Source organism: Streptomyces sp. NPDC057002, assembly GCF_042673825.1.
Taxonomy (GTDB): Bacteria; Actinomycetota; Actinomycetes; order Streptomycetales; family Streptomycetaceae; genus Streptomyces.
On sequence record NZ_JBHURZ010000004.1, the window covers coordinates 653549 to 673849 of the forward strand.

Sequence of the window (20301 nt, forward strand, 5' to 3'; positions counted from 1 at the left end):
GTCGTCTGTCTCGGTGTCGACGGTCCCCAGGACGGGGAGGACACCGGGGACCAGTCTGACGCACCGCACTGACAGTAGGTGCCTCTCGGGGTCAAGTCGTGACGAGGGGCGGTCGGGCACCGAGGAGCGAGTTGTGCACAGGACCCACTTCGAAACGAATTCCCAGCTCTCTCTAGTTGGGAGTAGTAGTAGGGCCTGTGGATACCGTGGATAACCGCGTTTGCCCAGCTCAGAGCGGAAATTTTGTCCACCGAGCCTGTGGGTGACGGCAGTGGACAACCTGGTGTCTCTGTGGAGAACGGAAAGTTCTGCACACACCGTGCACAGGGAGGGGCGAGTTCTCCCCAGCGCCGTCCCCAGCTTTACCCACCTTTCCCACAGCCCAACCCGGCAGCTTTGTGTGACGCCTTTCACTCGACCCGGTGAGGAGGCGCGTCGTGTTGCCGAACAGTGGACAGCGATGTGGAGAAGCGGGTGATCGCTGGGGACAACTGGCCCCAGCCTGTGGGTTGTCGGTGGAAAACTCGATGCACAGCCTGTGGATCTCCTCGCTGTCCACAGTCTGTGGAGATCGTTCGTCCACGAATCCACAAGCAGGTGACCTGGCCTGATGGCCCCTCAGCAGGAGCCTCTGTGGACACAGTCTGGACAACTTCCCAGTCCCCAGGATGTGGACGGGAGAAAGTCACCGAATCTGTGGAGAGTGGCCGTAACCCGGCAGGTAATCGAACAGCCGGGGACCGCGACATGGCGACGGAGACCGTGGCATGACGAAGGGCGCCCCCGGAAACCTCCTCCGGGAGCGCCCTCGGCGGCCTGTCGCTCGGTGCGTCAGCCGTTCTTGATGCGGTTGGTCAGCTCGGTGACCTGGTTGTAGATGGAGCGGCGCTCGGCCATCAGATTGCGGATCTTGCGGTCCGCGTGCATGACCGTCGTGTGGTCGCGGCCGCCGAACAGCGCGCCGATCTTCGGCAGCGACAGGTCCGTCAGCTCACGGCACAGGTACATGGCGATCTGGCGGGCGGTGACGAGGGCGCGGCCCCGGGAGGTGCCGCACAGGTCCTCGACCGTCAGCCCGAAGTAGTCCGCCGTCGCGCTCATGATGGCCGTCGACGTGATCTCGGGGGCCGAGTCCTCGCCGCCGGGGATGAGGTCCTTGAGAACGATCTCCGTCAGACCCAGATCCACCGGCTGCCGGTTGAGCGAGGCGAACGCCGTGACCCGGATCAGCGCGCCCTCCAGCTCGCGGATGTTGCGCGAGATCCGGGACGCGATGAACTCCAGCACCTCCGGCGGCGCGTTCAGCTGCTCCTGGACCGCCTTCTTGCGGAGGATCGCGATACGCGTCTCCAGCTCGGGCGGCTGGACGTCGGTGATCAGGCCCCACTCGAAACGGTTCCGCAGCCGGTCCTCCAGCGTGACCAGCTGCTTCGGCGGCCGGTCGCTGGACAGCACGATCTGCTTGTTCGCGTTGTGGAGCGTGTTGAAGGTGTGGAAGAACTCCTCCTGCGTCGACTCCTTGTCCGCCAGGAACTGGATGTCGTCGACGAGCAGGATGTCCATCTCGCGGTACCGCTTGCGGAAGCTGTCGCCCTTGCCGTCGCGGATGGAGTTGATGAACTCGTTGGTGAACTCCTCCGAGCTCACGTACCGCACCCGCGTGCCCGGGTAGAGGCTGCGGGCGTAGTGCCCGATCGCGTGCAGCAGGTGCGTCTTGCCGAGCCCGGACTCCCCGTAGATGAACAACGGGTTGTACGCCTTCGCCGGCGCCTCGGCGACAGCGACCGCGGCGGCGTGCGCGAAGCGGTTGGAGGCGCCGATGACGAACGTGTCGAAGAGGTACTTGGGGTTCAGACGCGCGGTGGGCTCACCGGGGCCGGTCGCCGGCGCGGGCTGCGCGGCCAGCGGGCCGGGCGCACCGGTGGTCGGCAGATTCGGGCCGACGGGGCCGCCGCGGTGCACATGCCCCGAGCCGGCCGGCGGCTCGGGCAGCTCCCGGCGGACCGCGTCGCGCTGGTCGTACTCGGGGCGTGAGGTGTCGTAGTCGGAGCGCGGCTGCTCGTAGGAGGGGCGCTCCATGGACTGCGGGCGGTAGTCCTGGGGGGACGAGCCGTAGGAGTCCTGTGATCCGTGGGAGCCACGGGATCCGTGAGAGCCGTAGGAGTCCTGTGAACTGTGGGATCCGTGGGAACCATGGGATCCGTACGAGTCCTGGGGCCCGTGGGATTTATAGGAGTCCTGGGACCCGTAGGAGTCCTGCGCGCTGTACGAGTCCTTGGCGCCGCCGTACTGGTCCTGACCGCTGTACTGATCCTGGCCGCCGTACTGGTCCTGCGAGGCGTAGGAGTCCTGCGCCGGTGACGCGTACGGATCACGCTCGGGGAAGCCGAGGCGCTGCTGTTGCCAGCCGTACTCGTCCTGCGTGGGCCGCGGCCAGGCGCCGGGCTCGGGGCGCTGGTACTCGGACGGGTACGCGGGGCGCGGGTTGGGCAGTTGATCTCCGCGCGTAGGCGGAAGCTGATCGCCGGCCGCTCCCGGCATCGGGTCGGCGCGGTGGCGGCCGTATCCCTCGTATCCGTCGCGGTCCTGGCGCGCGGCGGGGAGCTCGGGCTCCTCGTAGCGCGGCTGCTGGGGGCGGGCCGGGGGCGCCGGCGCGGCCGGGGGCTCGCCCGCGGAGTCGTCGACGGTGATCGCGATCCGGATCGGGCGGCCGCACTCGCGGCTCAGCGTCTCGCTGACGATGGGCGCCAGACGGCCCTCGAGTACGCCCTTCGCGAATTCGTTCGGTACGGCGAGCAGAGCGGTGTCCGCGACCAGCGCGAGCGGCTGGCAGCGCCGGATCCAGTGCTCGTCCTTGGTCTCGACCCCCTGACCGCGACCCTCCCCGAGGAGTTGCTCCAATACGCGTGGCCACACTGCGGCAAGATCGGCAGGTACGTCAGCCACAGGGCACGCTCTCTCACAGGTCCCACGAACGTGTGGTTCTGGGACGGCTCGGGATGTAAATCGGGTGGGGCAGGGATAAGGGAACGAATCGGAGTTCCGTCACGGTAGTCAGGGCGGCCGGTACGGTTCAAGTTGTTGTCCCCAGCCTGTGGACAAGTGTCTCCCGGCGACTCCTGGTTTGACCGGATGGCGTAGCCGCGCGTACCGTAACCAGGTCGAGTTGTCGATGGCTGCTGCCGCCTGCCTCCGATGGGCACAGATCATTTTGGATGATCGGTCAGCGGTGCACTCGGGCGTCACTGCGAGCTACTCGTGGGCGCACGGTGACAGCCAGGACGGCACCCCGCAACTACCGATTTCTTCTGGAGCCCCCGAGTGAGCAAGCGCACCTTCCAGCCGAACAACCGTCGTCGCGCGAAGACCCACGGCTTCCGCCTGCGGATGCGCACCCGTGCCGGCCGCGCGATTCTCGCGAACCGCCGCAGCAAGGGTCGCGCCAGCCTGTCCGCCTGATCCCGATCAGGTCATGACGTCGTGCTGCCTACCGAGCATCGGCTGAGGCGGCGCGAGGACTTCGCGACCGCGGTACGGCGAGGACGCCGGGCAGGACGCCCGCACCTCGTCGTCCATCTACGTAGCGGTGCCACGGACCCGCATGCGCCTGGGGAGAGCGCTCCCCCGACGCGTGCGGGTTTCGTCGTGAGCAAAGCTGTGGGTGGCGCGGTCGTGCGCAACAAAGTGAAGCGCAGGCTTCGCCATCTGATGCGCGAGCGAGTCGCCCAGCTGCCCCCCGGTAGCCTGGTAGTCGTACGAGCGCTGCCCGGTTCGGGCGACGCCGACCATGCACAGCTGGCCCGAGACCTGGATGCCGCTCTCCAGCGGTTGCTGGGAGGGGGCGCGCGATGAAGTACCCGCTGCTGGCTCTGATCAAGCTCTACCAGTGGACGATCAGTCCGCTGCTCGGGCCGGTCTGCAAGTACTACCCGTCGTGCTCCCACTACGGCTACACGGCCATCGACCGGCACGGTGCCATCAAGGGAACGGCACTCACGGCCTGGCGCATTCTGCGGTGCAATCCGTGGTCGCTGGGTGGTGTGGACCATGTTCCGCCGCGTAAGCGCCCGCGGTGGCACGAAATGCTGCGTACCGCGTGGCGTGCACGCAAGGGCGGGCCCTCCGCCGCCGACCCGGCCATCGAGGGACAGACTTCTCCCACAAGTCAGTCCAGTCCTTCGAGCCCGGCCGCAGAGACACCGTCCCATGCCCAAGGAGCATGATTAGTGGACACGATTGCCAGCCTCTTCAGCTTCATCACCACACCCGTCTCCTGGGTCATCGTCCAGTTCCATTCGGTGTACGGCGCCCTCTTCGGCCCTGACACCGGGTGGGCCTGGGGCCTGTCGATCGTGTCCCTGGTGATCCTCATCCGTATCTGCCTCATCCCGCTCTTCGTGAAGCAGATCAAGTCGACCCGGGCCATGCAGACGCTGCAGCCCGAGATGAAGAAGATCCAGGAGCGCTACAAGAACGACAAGCAGCGCCAGTCCGAAGAGATGATGAAGCTGTACAAGGAGACGGGCACCAACCCGCTCTCCTCGTGCCTTCCCATCCTGGCGCAGTCCCCGTTCTTCTTCGCCCTGTACCACGTGCTCAACAGCATCGCGACGGGCGACACCATCGGTGTGATCAACCAGAGCCTGCTGCAGAGCGCACAGAAGGCTCACATCGTCGGTGCGCCGCTGGCGGCGAAGTTCACCGACAGCTCGTCCAAGGTGGAAGCACTCGGTGCCTCCCTCACCGACGTCCGCGTGGTCACCGCCATCATGATCGTCCTGATGTCGGCGTCGCAGTTCTTCACCCAGCGCCAGCTGATGACGAAGAACGTCGACACCACGGTGAAGACGCCGTTCATGCAGCAGCAGAAGATGCTGATGTACGTCTTCCCCGTCATGTTCGCCGTCTTCGGCATCAACTTCCCCGTCGGTGTCCTCGTCTACTGGCTGACCACCAACGTGTGGACCATGGGCCAGCAGATGTACGTCATCCACAACAACCCGACCCCGGGATCCAAGGCCCAGGCCTCGTACCTTGAGCGTCTGAACAAGCACGTCGCGCAGCACGACAAGGTCGGCCGGCGCCGTGACCGGGCCATCGTCAAGGCGATCGTCGCCAAGGGACGCGACCGCAACGAGTTCGAGCGCAAGTTCATCAACGGCCTCAGCAAGGCCGGACTCGTCGCCCAGGCCGACGGCACCGTGATCAAGGGCGACACCTCTGCCGCCGTCGAGACCGAGGACGGTACGCCGACCACGGCCACCGCGAAGCGCCAGCAGCCCAAGCGCCAGAGCAAGTCTCAGCGACAGCATGGCGGTGCGACGAAGGCGGCCGGCGAGGCCGAGTCCAAGACGTCGCTGAGCAAGTCGGACGAGCCCGAGGACGCCAAGCCCGCCTCAGCTGCCCAGAAGGGCGGTGCCAAGCCCGCCGGCGGTACCCGCAGCAAGGCCCAGTCCGGACAGCGCAAGGGCCCGCAGCGGCCCAAGTCCCCGTCCAAGAAGTAAGAAGGAGTCCATCCCGTGACGGAAGGCACCACCTCCGCCGCTGCCGAGGGTGCAGACACCCTGTCCCGCCTGGAGCAGGAAGGCGAGATCGCTGCGGACTACCTGGAGGGTCTGCTCGACATCGCCGACCTGGACGGCGACATCGACATGGACGTCGAGGCCGACCGTGCCTCCGTCTCGATCATCAGCGACTCGGGCCGCGACCTGCAGAAGCTGGTCGGCCGCGACGGCGAGGTGCTGGAGGCGCTCCAGGAGCTCACCCGTCTGGCGGTGCACCGGGAGACCGGCGACCGCAGCCGTCTGATGCTCGACATCGCGGGATACCGCGCCCAGAAGCGCTCCGAGCTGTCCGAGCTGGGTGCCAAGGCCGCCGCCGAGGCCAAGAGCAGCGGTGAGGCCGTGAAGATGAAGCCGATGACGCCGTTCGAGCGCAAGGTCGTGCACGACGCGGTCAAGGCCGCGGGCCTGCGCAGCGAGTCCGAGGGCGAGGAGCCGCAGCGCTTCGTCGTCGTGCTGCCCGCCTGATCGGCCTCTAGGTTCCTCGGCCCTTAGGTTCCTCGGCCCCGTCTGTTGCGCAGGCGGGGCCGAACTTTGTCAGCCTGATAGTTCTGGTGGTTCTGGCGTCGGCGCTGGGCGCGCTGACGCGGTACGGAAGGACGGTCCCCCCGTGACGGAGGCAGCGGAGCTTCCCCCCGCGCCCGAGCAGGCGCGCGAGGTGTTCGGTGATCGCTTCGCGGATGCGGTGCGGTACGCCGAGCTGCTCGCGCATGCGGGCGTGCAGCGCGGTCTCATCGGCCCGCGTGAAGTGCCGCGCCTGTGGGAGCGGCACCTGCTGAACTGCGCGGTGCTCTCGGAGGTCGTGCCGGAGGGTGTGACCGTGTGCGATGTCGGCTCGGGCGCAGGCCTGCCCGGCATTCCCCTGGCGCTCGTCCGGGAGGACCTGAAGATCACGCTGCTGGAGCCGCTGTTGCGGCGCACCAACTTCCTCACCGAGGTTGTGGAGCTGCTCGGCCTCGATCACGTGACGGTCGTTCGCGGCCGAGCCGAAGAGGTCATGGGGAAGCTCCAGCCCGTTCACGTCGTGACCGCCCGAGCCGTCGCGCCGCTCGACCGTCTCGCCACCTGGGGCGTCCCGCTGCTGCGGCCCTACGGGGAGATGCTCGCGCTCAAGGGCGATGCCGCCGAGGAGGAGCTGAAGAGCGCGTCGGCGGCACTGAGCAAGCTGGGGGCTGTGGAGACGTCCATCCTGCATGTGGGTGAAGGCGTGGTGGACCCGATGTCCACGGTCGTTCGGGTCGAGGTCGGGGAGAGTCCCGGCGGTGTGCGCTTCGCCGCGAAGCGCGCCAAGGCGGCTCGCACGGGTCGGGTACGCCGACGCCGCTGAGCGGATCCCGTCCCGACGACGCTGATCCGTCCCGACGACACTGATCCGTCCTGAGGACGAGACGTACTCCACACAAGCTGCCAAACCGATGCATGCCGGAGTGTCGCGGCGATTCGGCCACGGCTGCTGTGCATCGTGTTTCACGTGAAACGTCGCTCACTGTTGCACGGCATCATCAGTCGTGGCCGCGCTGCGGCCGAACCCCGCGACCGTAAGCCTCTCGGTTCACTCGATGAGGGAACCGAGTTGTCCACAGAGGTGGATTTCTCCACAGAACGCCAGGCCTCACTGGTTCACGACCCCGAAGGCATGGGAGGCTCTGTTCATTGCGAGCCTGAAGTCGAGGAGAGTGAATCCTTGCGGTCCGACGCCAACATCGCGGGACCGATGACCGATCCGGTCCCCGGTCCCCGTACCGAGTCGATGGGGGCGGATGTTTCACGTGAAACACCGCCTCCGATGGACGACACTCCCATCGGTCGTGCGGCCCAACTGGCGGTGGAGGCACTGGGCCGCGCCGGCGAGGGCCTGCCACGGCCCGAGCAGACCCGAATCATGGTGGTCGCCAACCAGAAGGGCGGTGTGGGCAAGACGACGACGACCGTCAACCTTGCCGCATCACTGGCCCTGCACGGCGGCCGCGTCCTCGTGGTCGACCTCGACCCACAGGGCAATGCGTCCACGGCACTGGGAATCGACCATCACGCCGAAGTTCCTTCCATCTACGACGTGTTGGTGGAGAGCAAGCCGCTCTCCGAGGTCGTCCAGCCGGTCCCCGATGTCGAAGGTCTCTTCTGCGCACCCGCCACGATCGATCTCGCCGGTGCGGAGATCGAGCTGGTGTCCCTGGTGGCCCGGGAGAGCAGGCTGCAGCGTGCCATTCAGGCGTACGAGCAGCCGCTGGACTACATCCTCATCGACTGCCCGCCCTCACTCGGCCTTCTGACGGTCAATGCGTTGGTGGCGGGCCAGGAGGTCCTGATCCCCATCCAGTGCGAGTACTACGCGCTGGAGGGCCTGGGTCAGCTGCTGCGGAACGTCGACCTCGTGCGGGGGCACCTCAACCCCGCCCTGCATGTGTCGACCATCCTGCTCACCATGTACGACGGCCGGACGCGGCTCGCGTCCCAGGTCGCGGACGAGGTGCGCACCCACTTCGGCGACGAGGTACTGCGGACGAGTATCCCCCGTTCAGTCCGTATCTCCGAGGCGCCGAGTTATGGGCAGACGGTATTGACATACGATCCAGGATCGAGTGGTGCCCTCTCCTACCTTGAGGCGGCACGAGAGATCGCGCTGAAGGGCGTCGGCATCAGCTATGAAGCCACGCACGCCCACATCGGCGTACAGCAGAACGACCCGAGCATGGTGGAGGGCATCCAGTGAGCGAGCGACGGAGGGGACTGGGCCGTGGACTCGGCGCACTGATCCCTGCTGCCCCCACGGAGAAGTCGGTGGCCCAGGCGGCGGCAGGGGGAGCAGCTTCCACATCCCCCACGGCAGTGCCCGCACTGCCGAACGACCGTGGAGTGGCGGCAGCGAAGGTAGCGACTCTGCCGACTGTTTCACGTGAAACAGAGGAGCCCATTCAGCCCAGTGCTCCGGCCGCTCCTGCGGCGCCCATCGGTGCGCACTTCGCCGAGATCCCCCTCGACGACATCACGCCGAACCCGCGGCAGCCGCGTGAGGTCTTCGACGATGACGCGCTGGCCGAGCTCATCACCTCCATCAAGGAGGTCGGGCTCCTCCAGCCGGTCGTCGTACGGCAGGTGGGTCCCGCCCGCTACGAGCTCATCATGGGCGAGCGCCGCTGGCGTGCCTGCCGCGAGGCGGGACTGGAGGCGATCCCGGCGATCGTCCGGGCCACGGAGGACGAGAAGCTCCTCCTGGACGCTCTGCTGGAGAACCTCCACCGCGCGCAGCTGAACCCGCTGGAAGAGGCAGCCGCCTACGACCAGTTGCTGAGGGACTTCAACTGCACGCACGACCAGTTGGCGGACCGCATCGGCCGGTCCCGCCCGCAGGTCTCCAACACCCTGCGTCTGCTGAAGCTCTCGCCGGCTGTCCAGCGCCGTGTTGCCGCCGGGGTGCTCTCCGCCGGCCACGCACGGGCGCTGCTGTCCGTCGAGGACTCGGAGGAGCAGGACAGGCTGGCCCACCGCATCGTGGCCGAGGGGCTCTCGGTGCGGGCCGTCGAGGAGATCGTGACCCTGATGGGCTCACGGCCTCAGAAGGCTCAGCGGCCCAAGGGCCCGCGTGCCGGTGCCAGGGTCTCTCCCGCGCTCTCCGACCTCGCCACGCGGCTGTCGGACCGTTTCGAGACGCGGGTGAAGGTCGACCTGGGTCAGAAGAAGGGCAAGATCACGGTCGAGTTCGCCTCCATGGAGGACCTCGAGCGGATCCTTGGTTCTCTTGCTCCGGGAGAGGGACCGGTTCTGCAGACGAGCCTTCTGGAGGACGACTCCGAAGAGAGTGAGTCCTGAGCCTCCGGCAGGAGCCTCCGCTGTGCATCCGACAGAGCGGGCCGTGTCCGGTGTGTACCGGAACATGGCCCGCTCTTTCCTTTCTGGCGGTATCGATGGAATCGCATCGTGGATACGATGCGTTGGGGTACGGCGCGACCACCCGGCAGCACCTCTGAAAGGCAGGCAGGGGCCATGGGAACGATGAGCCGCACCGGACTGGTGAGCGCCGGTTTGGGACTGGGGGCGGTCGGTGGGTTCATCGGCAGTCTCCTCAGGGAACGGAGCGCTCTGACAGCCGCCCGCGACGCGGCGGGCGAAGGAAGCGAGGAACAGCCTTCATGGGGCGTCGGCTCGTACCGCTCACGCTGGACAACCTTCAGGACCTTCCCAAGCGCTGTCGCTCGTGTGTCTTCTGGGAACTCGACCCAGTCAGCGGTGAGGCCGCGGTAAAGGCGGGCACACCGGCTTTGGAGAAGGAGTCCTGGATCTCGGCTGTTCTGCTGGACTGGGGATCCTGCGGCCGGGTCGTGTACGTCGACGACGTGCCGGTGGGCTTTGTGCTCTACGCCCCTCCCGCCTATGTCCCCCGCTCCATGGCGTTTCCCACGAGTCCCATCTCTCCCGACGCGGTTCAGTTGATGACCGCGTTCATCATGCCGGGCTACCAGGGGCAGGGACTGGGCCGGGTGATGGTCCAGACGGTCGCCAAGGATCTGCTGCGGCGCGACTTCAAGGCGATCGAAGCGTTCGGAGATGTGCGCTGGAAGGAGCCGGCCTGTGTGCTGCCGGCTGACCATCTCCTTGCGGTGGGCTTCAAGACGGTCAGGCAGCACCCCGCCAGTCCCCGGCTGAGGCTGGACTTGCGATCGACACTCTCCTGGAAGGAAGACGTCGAGATGGCGCTGGATCGGCTCCTGGGCGCCGTACAGAAGGAGCCGGCGCTGCGACCGCTGTAGTGCAGTCAAACGAATGGGCCAACCCTTCCGGGTTGGCCCATTCGTGTTTCACGTGAAACATGCACCGCCGCTGCGACGGCTCAGCCGATTCACTCGGCGATGAACTCCTCGAGGTCGCGAACGATCGCGGCCTTCGGCTTCGCGCCCACGATGGTCTTGGCGACCTCGCCGCCCTGGTACACGTTCAGGGTCGGGATGGACATGACGCCGTACTTGGCGGCCGTACCCGGGTTCTCGTCGATGTTCAGCTTGACGACCTCGATCTTCTCGCCGTACTCGGAGGCGATCGCCTCGAGGGACGGCGCGATCTGGCGGCACGGACCGCACCAGGCGGCCCAGAAGTCCACCAGGACAGGCTTGTCGCTCTTGAGGACGTCCTGCTCGAAGGAGTCGTCGGTCACGTTCTTCAGGGTGCCGGCCACGGCGGGCTCCTTAACTGTTTGGTGCGTGGGGCGGGTAGGGAGGGGGTCAGACAGAGGTCTTCTCGGGCTCGGGCTGCTCCTCGTCCGCGAGGGCGGCGAGGAAGCGCTCGGCGTCGAGCGCCGCGGCGCAGCCGGTCCCGGCCGCGGTGATCGCCTGACGGTAGGTGTGGTCGACCACATCGCCGGCACCGAAGACACCGGTCAGGTTCGTGCGCGTGGACGGCGCCTCCACCTTCAGGTAGCCCTCTCCGTCCAGGTCGAGCTGACCCTTGAAGAGCTCGGTGCGGGGGTCGTGGCCGATGGCGATGAACAGGCCGGTCACCGGCAGGTCGGAGAGCTCACCGGTCTTGAGGTTGCGCAGCTTCAGACCCGAGAGCTTCGGGTCGCCCTGGATCTCGGCGACCTCGCTGTCCCACACGAACTTGATCTTCGGGTCGGCGAAGGCACGCTCCTGCATGGCCTTGGAAGCACGCAGGGTGTCGCGGCGGTGGACCACGGTCACGGACTTGGCGAACCGCGAGAGGAAGGTGGCCTCCTCCATGGCGGTGTCGCCACCACCGATCACGGCGATGTCCTGGTCCTTGAAGAAGAACCCGTCACAGGTGGCGCACCAGGACACCCCACGGCCGGAGAGGGCGTCCTCGTTCGGCAGACCGAGCTTGCGGTGCTGCGAGCCGGTGGAGACGATGACGGCCTTCGCCCGGTGGACGGTACCGGCGGTGTCCGTGACGGTCTTGATCTCGCCGGACAGGTCGACGGCCACGACATCGTCCGGGACGAGTTCGGCGCCGAAGCGCTCGGCCTGGGCACGCATGTTGTCCATGAGCTCGGGACCCATGATGCCGTCCTGGAAGCCAGGGAAGTTCTCGACGTCGGTGGTGTTCATGAGCGCACCGCCGGCGGTGACGGCGCCCTCGAACACCAGTGGCTTCAGCGACGCGCGCGCGGTGTAGAGCGCCGCCGTGTAGCCGGCGGGCCCGGAGCCGATGATGATCACGTTACGGACGTCGCTCACGGCTTGTTTCCTCGTCTCTGGTCTGCATCGTTCGACCGGTGGGAGCGTCTCTCGGAACTCTCACACCACCCAACGGATCCTAAGGGGCGCGCATTCCCGCTGTGTCCGGGCACACGGAGATGCGGCACTGTGCTGGATACCACGCAGGGCAAAGACGATGCACTCGCTCAGGAGGACGAGTAGGAGCGCTCCAGGAGGACCTTGCCCCCGGCAGTGGACGCCTGGTGATCCACACAGGTCGCGTCGACGATATAGGCGGTGACCCGGGTGGCGTCGGTGGCGTTGGGAAGCAGCACGAGCATGGCCTTCTTCCCCTGATACCTGCCGTTCTCCACAGCCAGAGCCGCGTCCTTGCGCCCGATGCCGTCACGGACGCAACCGGGGACGGTGGGCTCCCTGAGGACCCTGGGGTGGTTGCTGCCGGGGGCGGTCGCCGCGCCGAGGGGGGTGCGGGAATCGCCGCCTTCCTCGCTCTGGTTCTCGGCCAGGAGATCAGTGACCTGCTTCTGGAGCTTCCCCTCGGAGAAGGTGTCCGCCGCGGTGGTCTGCCGGTCGCCCGCTGTGTCGTGGGGCGGTTTGTTGTCGCCGAGTGACGACAGCAGGACGGAGCCCAGCCCCAGGGCTGCCACCGTGAAGACGGTCCCCAGGACGGCGATCCTGCGCCGCCCGTTCCGCGTGCGTCCCTTGCGGCCCGGGCCGGTGGTGGAAGAGCGGGGGCGCCCGGCGGGCCGGTCGGCAGGCGTCGATGTTTCACGTGAAACAGGCGCACCGCCGTCGTCCTCGGAAGCGGAGCGGGAAGCACTGACCGGCGTCGGCCCTTCAGCCGCCTCGGGCTCCGTGGCGTTCAGCAGAGCCTCGGCGGCGAGTGCGGCATCGATGCGGCCTGCGACATCGGCGGGCATACGCGGCGGCCCCGGCAGCGTGCCGAGCATGCCGCGGATCTCCTCAAGGGAGGCATAGACGTCCGCGCAGAGCTCGCACTCGTCCAGATGGCGACGCACGTCGGTACTCCGGGACGGCGGGAGAATGCCTTCGGAGAGGTCGGAGATCTCCGCGACGTCCGGGTGCCCGGCCATGTCTGTCGTCGACGTCACGCTCGTCCACCTCCGCCCTTTACTGCAGCTGAGTCGCTCGGTCCTGTGTCCGGCGGTCCCGTTCGGTGTGGTCCCGCTGCGGGTGGGACGGTTGGCTCTTGCGTCCGGTTCCGTTCCCCGCCCGGGTTCTTGTCCTTGCCGCCGCTGTCCGGTCGCAGATGGGTGAGCAGCGGCAGGAGTCTGGCTCTGCCGCGTGCGCAGCGGCTCTTGACCGTGCCGGTCGGCACGTCGAGGATGCGGGCCGCCTCCGCGACCGGGTAGCCCTGCATGTCGACCAGGACGAGCGCCGCGCGCTGGTCGGCCGGCAGGGTGCCCAGGGCTTCGATGAGCTGCCGGTGGAGATCGTTGCGCTCGGCGGGCGCGGAGGCCGACTCGTGCGGCTCCAGCAGCTGCTCGAGGCGCTCGGTGTCGTCGACGGGAGAGGTCTTCCGCGAGGCGACCTTGCGAGCGCGGTCCAGGCAGGCGTTCACCGTGATCCTGTGCAGCCAGGTTGTGACGGCCGACTGGCCCCGGAAGGTGTGGGCGGCCCGGTAGGCGGAAACGAGGGCGTCCTGCACCGCGTCAGCGGCCTCCTCGCGGTCCCCCAGCGTCCGCAGGGCGACGGCCCAGAGGCGATCGCGATGCCGCCGCACGATCTCACCGAAGGCGTCGGGGTCGCCTTCGACATGGCGGGCGAGCAGATCCTGATCGCTTACTCCGTCGTACCCGGTGCCGTCTGCCATCGGCCTCCTTCCTCGAGGCAGATGCCGTCAGCTGGTCACCTTGATGTCCGCCACCCTGCCGCGCCACTTGCCGTCGTCCGACTGCATGGGCAGCTCCGTCAGCCACACCAGGAGGTAGCGGCTCTCGAGGGCCTTGGGCTTGAGTTCCACCGTCGTCCCCTTGCCCTCGGCGACCTTGGTGTAGGCGTCGAAGGACGTCGGCTCCGAGCCCGCGTCCGCGCTCGCACTGCGGAGCTCGACCGAGGTGTCCCCGACGAAGGTGACCTTCACCTTTCCGACCTGCTGGACCTTGCCGAGGTCGAGGATTATGCCGACACCTGACTTCAAGCGCCCGAAGTCTGAGCTCAAGTAGTAGTCCGTCTGCCAGTACGAGGCGGTGCTGCCGTCGTAGACCTTCCCTATGTCGGACGGCTTCTCGGTCTGATCGCCGAAGGGGTCGAAGTCGCGTGCACCGCTGATGGCGATGGGCTTGCCGCCCGTCGGCTTCTTCGGGCTCTTGTCGTTCCCGTCGTTGGTCTGCGTCTGGCCCGGGTCCTCGTTCTTGCCGCCCTGGTCCATGAGCGCGTCCGCCAGCTGCCAGCTGCCGAGGCCCAGTGCGGCGATCAGGAGCGCGGACACGGCCCACTTCAGGGCCTTGCCCGTGCGGCTCTGCAGCGGGGGCGGCGGGGCCGGGACCTGCTGGGTGGCGCCGAGGCGCGGGGCCTGGCGGCCGTATGTGCCCTGCTGGTACGTCGTGCGCTGGTACTCGGGCGGGGCGGTGAACGCCGGCTCCGGCGGGCGGATGCGGGGCATCTCGCCGATCGCCTTCACCAGCTCCTCGGGCGTCGTGCACGGCGACTCGTGCCGGGACGCGGTGGCACCGTCGTTGACGAGCGCGCGCATGGACAGCTCGGAGAGCCCGCGGTGCACACCGGCACGCACCTGGTCGGGTGCGATCAGGCCGATGTCCTTCGGCAGGCCCGACAGGCCGTAGGCGTCGCTCTCGTACGGCCAGCGCTGGGTGAGCGCCGCATACAGCAGGGCGCCGATGGCCTCGGTGTCGGTGCGCTGCGGGGTCTCGGTCGTGACACCGCGCAGGGCGGCGTTCACGGCGAGACCGCGGATACGCCACTGACCGGTCGAGGTGCGCAGCACGGCGTTGGGGTTCAGCCGCAGATGGGCGAGACCCTCGCGGTGCGCGGCGGCCATGGCGGAGGAGATCTGACTGACCATCTGGTAGGCGTCGTACGGCTCCAGCGGCCCGGAGGCGAGCAGCGGGGTCAGCTCCGTCGCGTCGGGAAGCCACTCGTGGACGACGTAGACGAGGTCGTTCTCTTCCACCGCGTCCAGCACTTGGACGAAGCGGGGGTCGCCGAGGAGCGCGGAGGAGCGTGCGGCGGCCAGGACCGAGCGGGCCCGTGAGTGGTCGGCGGGCAGGATGTGCACGCCGACGGCGCGGCGGAGCTTCTCGTCCACGGCACGCCAGCTGCTGAAACCGTCCAGACGGGTGACGCACTCCTCGAGACGGTAGCGTCTGGCGAGTTTGTGCCCACTGTGCAGTTCAGGCGGCGAGGTCGTTCCGGGCCCGTCGGTCCGGGCGCTCTCCTGTACCTCGTCGCTGTCCGTGTCCCGCTCCCGGTTCTTGGCCACCCCGTCGGCCGTGGACTGGTCCGCCTTGGCGGTCAGCGACGAGTCGTCGCTGTTGTCTGCCACGTCGACGGCAGCCGTACTACGTTCCGCCACCGTCGTTCCTGCCTCCCCATCCATGTGCGCGCCGGCCGGCATCCGTTGCGCGCCGTCCGACGCCGAAACCAATTGTGCCCACAGTCCGCCGCTATGCACGACACGCAGCGGCTGACGATGGTTGTGCGCCTACCCCCCGACTCAGCGTCCCAGGCGTCCGCGGACCATGCCGACCAGCGAGTTGAGCTCCTCGATGCGCATGCGGCGGGCGGCGACGAAGAAGATCCCGAGGAGCACGGCACCGCCGGCCAGTACCCCGGCGATCGAGCCCCCGACGCCCTGGCCGAGGGTATGGCCGATGCCGTAGCAGGCCGCGCCGCTGAGCAGAGCGGCCGGGATCGACGCGATGCACAGCCGGGCGTAAGTCCGCAGGACACGGGCGCCGTCGAGGTCTCCGCCCAGCCGCTTGCGCAGCCGGCTCCAGGCGACGCCGACTCCGATCGCGTACGCCAGGCCGTAGGAGGCGGCCATGCCGACCACGGCCCAGCGGGACGGCATGACGAAGTAGCAGATCGCCGACGCGCCCGCGTTGACCGCGGCCACGATGACCGTGTTGTAGAAGGGGGTTCGGGTGTCCTCGTAGGCGTAGAAGGCCCGCAGGACGACGTACTGCACGGAGTACGGGATCAGGCCGAGACCGAACGCCATCAGCATGAAGCCCATGTTGGTGGCCTCGCTGGTGCCCGAGGAGCCGAACATCAGCGTGCACATGGGGATGCCGAGCGAGAGGAAGCCGAACGCGATCGGCACGATCGCGACCGCCGTGGTACGCAGGCCCTGGGAGATGTCGTCGCGGACGGCGCCACCGTCGCCCTCGGCCGCCGAACGCGACAGACGCGGCAGCAGAGCGGCCATGAGGGAGACCGTGATGATGGCCTGCGGCAGGCCCCAGATCAGCTGTGCGTTGGCGTAGGCGGAGAAGCCGGTGCCGTCGACGGGCGAGTCCTTGCCCGCCGCGGTGGACAGCCAGACGACGACCATGGCACCCGCCTGGTTGGCGAGGACGAACAGAACCGTCCACTTGGCGAGCGTGATGGCCTTGCCGAGGCCCTGGCCCTTCCAGTCGAAGCGCAGCCGCAGCCGGAAGCCGGTCTCGCGCAGATAGGGGATCATCGCCAGCGCCTGGACCACGAGGCCGAGCAGGACGCCGAGGCCGAGGAGGCGCTGGCCCTCCGGCGGGATGGTCGTGACCTTCATCCCGGAGTCGGCCGCGGTGCCGTAGACGTAGATGAACATGCCCAGCGTCACGATGATGACGATGTTGTTCAGGACCGGGGTCCACATCATCGCGCCGAACTTCCCGCGGGCGTTGAGGATCTGGCCCATCACCACGTGGACGCCCATGAAGAAGATCGAGGGCAGGAAGTACTGGGCGAAGGTGATGGCGACCTGATTCGCCGCGGGGTCGCTGGCGATCGAGGGTGACATCATGCGGATCAGGAGCGGCGCGCCGAAGACCGCGAGGGCGGTCAGTGTGCCGAGTGCCACCATGACGAGGGTCAGCAGACGGTTGGCGTACGCTTCGCCGCCGTCCTCGTCGTCCTTCATGGCGCGCACGAGCTGCGGCACGAAGACCGAGTTGAGACCACCGCCGACCGTGAGGATGTAGAGCATCGTCGGCAGCTGGTAGGCGATCTGGAAGGTGTCACCGAGGAAGCCGACGCCGATGGCCGACACGATCAGCGCGGAGCGGATGAAGCCGGTGAGGCGGGAGACCATCGTGCCCGCCGCCATCACGGCGCTGGACTTCATGAGTCCCGCGGCGCGGCCAGCTTTCTTGGGGGCCGCCGAGGCAGCGGGCTCCGGGGCGGGGGGCTCGTCGACGAGGGGCGGCGTCGGTGCGGTCTGGCCGGGCGTGCCGTACGGAGCCTGCGCCCCGTACTGGCCCTGCGGCGCGTACTGGCCCTGCGCGTACTGGCCCTGTCCCATCTGACCCGGGGCCTGGGACGGACCGGGGACCGACGGCTGCTCGTACGACGGGTGACCGCTGTTCTGCTGCTGGTCCCTGTAGAGGTGCGCGAAGGCGTCCGGCTCCTGGCGCGGCTCGCCCGCCTGGGAGACCAGGTCGTCCACCCCCACGAACTGGGTGGTCCTGGGGTCGTCGCCGTACGGCAGGTGCCGCGTCGGGCCCTCCGGCTCCGGCGCGGGCGTCTGGGCCCACACCTGGGGGTCGGGCGCGTACGGCGACTGCGGCGGCTGGGCGTACATCTGCTGTGGCTGGTACGTGCCCGGAGGGGGCGGTGGGTGCGCGGCGCGGTCGTAGAGCGCCTCGGCGACCGGGTCCTGGGCGGAGAGGTCCTGTGCCCGGTAGGGGTCCTGGTCGTAGGCGTCCTGGAGGTACATGTCCGCGGGGGGCTGCGGCGGTACCTGGCCGTGCTCGGCCGACGAGCCCTCGGGCCCACCCGACTCGGGGTAGCCCGGGCTGCCCGCGGCACGGCCGCGGTCACCGTCGTACGGCGCGTTCATGGTTACCCCACCTCATCGTCCCCGGCCCACCGGCCACGACATCTAACGGTCCACTCTCTCACCCGTGCCGGACGGGTCGGCGCTTTCCGCTGCGGTGTCCGGGGCCGGGTCACTCGGCTGCTCCGGGCCCTCTGCCCGTGGTCCGGCCCCGGTCTCCTGCTTGAGACGGTCGCCGGGGGCCTCGGGGTTCTGCGCGGCGTCGGCCGGGCTCTGCGGGCTGTCGGCGTCGTCCGTCTCGGCGGTGCCGTCCTCGTCCGTCTCGCGGGCGGCGGCGCGCTTGCGCTGGGTGTACATACGGAAGCCGGCGAGGACCAGGAGCAGGACACCGCCGCCGATGACCAGCATTACGGTGGCCGTGACCTCGGTGACCTTCACGTCGAAGGTGACGGGGGCGCCGTACTTCTGGCCGTCCTCGGTGTACAGCTGGGCGACGACCTCGGCTCGGCCGTTGGCGTTGGCCGACGTGGTGAACTTCACCGACTGGCTGTGGCCGCCGTTCACGGTGACGGGCTGTTCCTCGTAGGCGTCGTCGCCGATCTTCAGGCGCGTCGGGTTCTTCGACGTGAGCCGCAGCTCCAGGTGCTCGACGCCCTGGACCAGGTTGTTCTGGACGGTCACGGGGATCGTGGCGCTGCGGCCGGAGAGCTTGGTCTCCGACTTCTCGATCAGCTTGACCCCGTTGGTGAGCCCGCCGAGGTACGACTCGACGCCGTCGCGGTACCCCACCGCCGCCACGCCCCGGCCACGCCATGACGTGGACATCTCGCGGTTCATGGCCCGCCCGAAGGGGGTCACCACCCGCGACTGGTCCGTGAGGATCACCTTGAAGCTGTCGAGCGTGCCCTGTGTCCGCGCGATCTGCTCGAAGGCGGCCCGCAGCAGCTCCTGGTTACGCAGCGAGGAGGGGTACGCGGAGGTCGGCGGCACCTTGGTGTTGGCCGCCGGGTCGGGCTTGGCCTTGGCGGCGTCCGCGAGGTCCTGCGCCTCGGACCAGTTCCCGCTCTGCAGGGTCGCCAGCGCCTCGGCCATGGCCTGCGCCTGGCTCACGGAGGGCATGCGCTGCGGGGCGACGACGACACTGCGCTGCTTGCCGGTCTGCAGGCGGAGCGTCAGGCTCTGGGCCAGGAAGCGCTGCACAGCCTGCGTGGAGGCCGAGGCCTTCGTCAGGTTGCCCTGGAACGCCGTGGACATCCTGGCATCCGCGACGACGGCCGTGGTGCCGCCTCCGACGGGCCGGGCCGCGGAGGGCGTGTACGACAGGTTGTCCTGGAGGCTGTCGCTGCGGGCGATCACCTTGTCGGCGCCCGCCGAGGTCGCGACCTTCACGATCGACGGATCGACGGCGCCGTCCGCGGGCCATGCGAAGTCGGTGGACGGTTTCACGTGGAGGATCGTCTCCACCGTGTCGTCGACGACATCGGTGGCCTCCTTGAGGTGGCTCAGCGAGCCCGTGACGTTCGTGCCGTTGTGGGCGAGGGAGGCCAGGTCAGGGTCGCCGAAGGGCAGGGCGACGACCTCCTTGCCCGTGACGGCCTGCTGGAGCTCGGCGAGCCACTGCTTGGCGACCGCCTGGTTCCGGCCGGCGGTGGTGGTGCCGTCCTCGCCTCTGACCTGGTAGTTCCGCGTCATCGCGTCGACGGACGCCAGCAGGTCCGGGTCGATCACCCAGGTGATGTCGAGGCCCTTGCCCAGCGACACCATCTGGTCGAGTCGGCCGCCCGGGGCGATCTCCTCGGCGAGGTCGTCGTTGCGGAAGACCGGTGTCTGCTGCTCGTTCGACCCCGTCTCGGCCGTCATATGGACGGTGGAGGTGAGCGGCCACATGAACGTGGTCTTCGTCTTGGTGCCGGCCTCCTCGGGCTGCCACGGCAGGAACGTGCGCTGGACCCCCAGGACCTGGTCCCAGGGCTGCGCGGAGGTCTCCCCGGAGAGCGCGACGGCCAGCTGGTAGACGCCGTCCGGGCCGAGGTCCAGCTCGTCGGCCGGCACGGAGATGTTGAAGGGCTCGGCCACGCCGGGGGTGAGCTTGGAGAACTTCTCGCTGTACTTGCCGCCGACCGCCTTGCCGGTGGGGCCCTGGACGGCGTTGCTCTTCTTCGCGAGGGCGTCGATGGAGGAGCGGGTGTCGAGCGAAGGGCCCACCCGCAGATCGACGTGGGCGTCGGTGACCGCCTGCTTGCCGTTGTTGGTGACCGTGCCCGACACATTCACCGTGTCGCCCTCGGAGGGGGCGGTGGGGCTGAGCGAGTCGACGGCGACGGACACCGAGCCCGCGCCGGCGGCCGCCTGAGGGGCCTCCTGTCCGGCCGCGTCCGCCGGGGCCGCGGCGGGCAGCTGGAGCAGCCCGGCCAGCAGGGGCGCACCGGCGAGCAGTGCCCCGGTGCGCCGGAGCCACCGGCGGGCCGGTGAGGCACTGGTCCCCTGGAAGTCTGCCGCGTCGGCCACGCGCTTCGCCCGTCCCTCGTCGTCGTCAGTGGTCGTCGGAATGTGCGTCCACGCATGGTAACGATGCGCGCTGAGGGGAAGTGCCGCGGTCCGCTCCACAAGATCG

Annotated in this window: 17 protein-coding genes; 9 read left to right on the forward strand and 8 right to left on the reverse strand. The window is 68.5% G+C overall.

The genetic code is table 11. The annotated features are described in order from the left end of the window. Positions 1 to 831: 831 nt before the first annotated feature. On the reverse strand, positions 832 to 2946 hold the full coding sequence (dnaA, locus tag ACFT32_RS22995; protein ID WP_382492191.1) for a chromosomal replication initiator protein DnaA: 2115 nt from the start codon (positions 2944 to 2946) through the stop codon (positions 832 to 834). Between the two features lie 375 nt (positions 2947 to 3321). Between dnaA and rpmH the strand changes: the two genes are divergently transcribed. The 9 genes from rpmH (at position 3322) to ACFT32_RS23040 (ending at position 10309) form a co-directional block, all read left to right on the forward strand. Next, positions 3322 to 3459, forward strand: coding sequence for a 50S ribosomal protein L34 (rpmH, locus tag ACFT32_RS23000; protein WP_005482975.1), 138 nt, complete (start codon positions 3322 to 3324; stop codon positions 3457 to 3459). Between the two features lie 21 nt (positions 3460 to 3480). Further along, positions 3481 to 3852 carry a ribonuclease P protein component gene (gene rnpA / locus ACFT32_RS23005; RefSeq protein WP_376645736.1) on the forward strand — a complete coding sequence of 124 codons (372 nt, stop codon included), beginning with the start codon at positions 3481 to 3483 and terminating at the stop codon, positions 3850 to 3852. Then, positions 3849 to 4223, forward strand: a complete 375-nt coding sequence (yidD, locus tag ACFT32_RS23010; protein WP_184593887.1) for a membrane protein insertion efficiency factor YidD — start codon at positions 3849 to 3851, stop codon at positions 4221 to 4223. The genes rnpA and yidD overlap by 4 nt, the downstream gene beginning before the upstream one ends. Before the next feature lie 3 nt (positions 4224 to 4226). Beyond that, complete coding sequence (gene yidC / locus ACFT32_RS23015) at positions 4227 to 5504, forward strand: membrane protein insertase YidC (RefSeq protein WP_382492195.1); 1278 nt, start codon at positions 4227 to 4229, stop codon at positions 5502 to 5504. Positions 5505 to 5519: 15 nt separating this feature from the next. After that, positions 5520 to 6029, forward strand: a complete 510-nt coding sequence (locus ACFT32_RS23020; RefSeq protein ID WP_382492198.1) for a protein jag — start codon at positions 5520 to 5522, stop codon at positions 6027 to 6029. A 142-nt stretch (positions 6030 to 6171) separates the two neighbouring features. After that, positions 6172 to 6888 (forward strand): 16S rRNA (guanine(527)-N(7))-methyltransferase RsmG, encoded by a 717-nt coding sequence (gene rsmG / locus ACFT32_RS23025; RefSeq protein WP_382492200.1) that lies wholly within the window; start codon positions 6172 to 6174, stop codon positions 6886 to 6888. Between the two features lie 309 nt (positions 6889 to 7197). Continuing rightward, positions 7198 to 8274 (forward strand): ParA family protein, encoded by a 1077-nt coding sequence (locus tag ACFT32_RS23030; RefSeq protein WP_215124347.1) that lies wholly within the window; start codon positions 7198 to 7200, stop codon positions 8272 to 8274. Further along, the gene (locus ACFT32_RS23035; RefSeq protein WP_382492203.1) at positions 8271 to 9371 is read left to right on the forward strand and encodes a ParB/RepB/Spo0J family partition protein; all 1101 of its coding nucleotides are present in this window, start codon (positions 8271 to 8273) and stop codon (positions 9369 to 9371) included. The genes ACFT32_RS23030 and ACFT32_RS23035 overlap by 4 nt, the downstream gene beginning before the upstream one ends. Positions 9372 to 9691: 320 nt before the next feature. Next, positions 9692 to 10309 carry a GNAT family N-acetyltransferase gene (locus tag ACFT32_RS23040; RefSeq protein WP_382492206.1) on the forward strand — a complete coding sequence of 206 codons (618 nt, stop codon included), beginning with the start codon at positions 9692 to 9694 and terminating at the stop codon, positions 10307 to 10309. 89 nt (positions 10310 to 10398) lie between these two features. On the opposite strand, the gene trxA is transcribed toward ACFT32_RS23040, so the two are convergent. The 7 genes from trxA to ACFT32_RS23075 all read right to left on the reverse strand — a co-directional run bounded on the left by trxA (position 10399) and on the right by ACFT32_RS23075 (position 20195). Beyond that, positions 10399 to 10731, reverse strand: a complete 333-nt coding sequence (trxA, locus tag ACFT32_RS23045) for a thioredoxin (protein WP_184593875.1) — start codon at positions 10729 to 10731, stop codon at positions 10399 to 10401. Between the two features lie 46 nt (positions 10732 to 10777). Next, positions 10778 to 11746: a thioredoxin-disulfide reductase gene (trxB, locus tag ACFT32_RS23050; RefSeq protein WP_382492209.1), complete on the reverse strand. Its 969-nt coding sequence runs from the start codon at positions 11744 to 11746 to the stop codon at positions 10778 to 10780. Positions 11747 to 11913: 167 nt separating this feature from the next. Further along, positions 11914 to 12840 carry an anti-sigma factor family protein gene (locus tag ACFT32_RS23055; RefSeq protein ID WP_382492211.1) on the reverse strand — a complete coding sequence of 309 codons (927 nt, stop codon included), beginning with the start codon at positions 12838 to 12840 and terminating at the stop codon, positions 11914 to 11916. After that, positions 12837 to 13562 (reverse strand): RNA polymerase sigma factor SigM, encoded by a 726-nt coding sequence (gene sigM / locus ACFT32_RS23060; RefSeq protein ID WP_382492213.1) that lies wholly within the window; start codon positions 13560 to 13562, stop codon positions 12837 to 12839. Before sigM ends, ACFT32_RS23055 begins: the two co-directional genes overlap by 4 nt. Before the next feature lie 27 nt (positions 13563 to 13589). After that, complete coding sequence (locus tag ACFT32_RS23065) at positions 13590 to 15284, reverse strand: protein kinase family protein (RefSeq protein ID WP_382492216.1); 1695 nt, start codon at positions 15282 to 15284, stop codon at positions 13590 to 13592. Between the two features lie 141 nt (positions 15285 to 15425). Further along, positions 15426 to 17750, reverse strand: a complete 2325-nt coding sequence (gene murJ / locus ACFT32_RS23070; RefSeq protein ID WP_382492219.1) for a murein biosynthesis integral membrane protein MurJ — start codon at positions 17748 to 17750, stop codon at positions 15426 to 15428. 42 nt (positions 17751 to 17792) lie between these two features. Continuing rightward, positions 17793 to 20195, reverse strand: a complete 2403-nt coding sequence (locus ACFT32_RS23075; protein ID WP_382492221.1) for a DUF6049 family protein — start codon at positions 20193 to 20195, stop codon at positions 17793 to 17795. Positions 20196 to 20301 lie beyond the last annotated feature (106 nt).